Here is a 1,069-nt window from a genome sequence, read left to right on the forward strand (position 1 = left end):
GGATGGCAACCATATTTTCGTGTTCTCGGTGTTCTTTTTTTCTAACTTTTGATTATAGCCGATCGCACTATCTCTCTCACCGCTGAATTTGACTGCATCTTGCAGCAGTCTTTTCGGCTGGGGCTCACGATCGAGATCGCATTATGCCCGATTCACCCAATTTGGGCGAACCCAACACTCCTCTACCGGGGAAAATTGCACCGCCCTGCGGTCAATTGAAGTTGCCCCCAAATTATAAATTACAGAGAATAAAATTGTTTAAATGGCATTGTTAAAATCCCTAAAATTTGACTCACCTCATTAATAAAATAATCTCGCTTATCGATCGATATCGTGCTGTCTATCAACTGGAGAAATTTCCAATCAGTACCAGTAGTAACAGCACCATAGATATTTTCAATTGGCTCTCCGTTGCGCTGATTAAATAATTTAGCCGCCACCATTTCCGCAATGCACTGACCTAAGCCAGATTTAATACTTTCGTTTTTAGCCTCTGTAAAAGTAATGACGGGGGCGCGAATTTCATAGGAATCTTTCGAGGCAGTGAGAATATAATCGCAATACCCGTTTAAACCGGCTGCTACATCAACATTGAATTCGGAGCCGGAGAAAAAACCTACTTGAAAATTAAATTTTCGCCTGACTTCTAATAAAATTGGAGCGATAATCAATTCGGCGCGAGCCTTTTCGGTATTAATTGCAGTGGCTAAAGAAACATTTTCATTTAAGGTCGTTTGCAAATAGGAACTTGGTAGTATCTCTGGGATATCTGCAAACAAGTTTAAGGGTTCTTCTACGGTTAAATCAAAGGATTCTCTAACTTTAGCTATCGTTGTGAAGTCACTGTATGCCATAGGTTAATTTACTCTATTAGTCCTAGACGCATCAACCGATTTTTTTTTACAAAAATCTCTCGTGGATCGCGATCGCCCTGAATTGAAAAACCCGGTTGATTCCATCGCCCGCGCGTAAGTCCTGTTACTGTAGTATTTTACACAATTTTCAATATTAAGGGAAAGTGCGATCGAAAAACATCGATCGATTGCGTGTGATAATCGGTGACGTTGAA

General features: G+C 40.5%; 1 protein-coding gene. It reads right to left on the reverse strand.

The genetic code is table 11. The annotated features are described in order from the left end of the window. Positions 1-239: 239 nt before the first annotated feature. Complete coding sequence (locus ACUVJL_RS01995) at positions 240-854, reverse strand: hypothetical protein (protein ID WP_445244314.1); 615 nt, start codon at positions 852-854, stop codon at positions 240-242. Positions 855-1,069 lie beyond the last annotated feature (215 nt).

This window comes from Microcoleus sp. OTE_8_concoct_300, from assembly GCF_031383065.1.
Taxonomy (GTDB): domain Bacteria; phylum Cyanobacteriota; class Cyanobacteriia; order Cyanobacteriales; family Microcoleaceae; genus Microcoleus.

Coding starts and splice junctions, on each gene's coding strand:
- ACUVJL_RS01995 (WP_445244314.1), bottom strand. CDS start 854: ATGGCATACAGTGACTTCACAACGATAGCTAAAGTTAGAGAATCCTTT.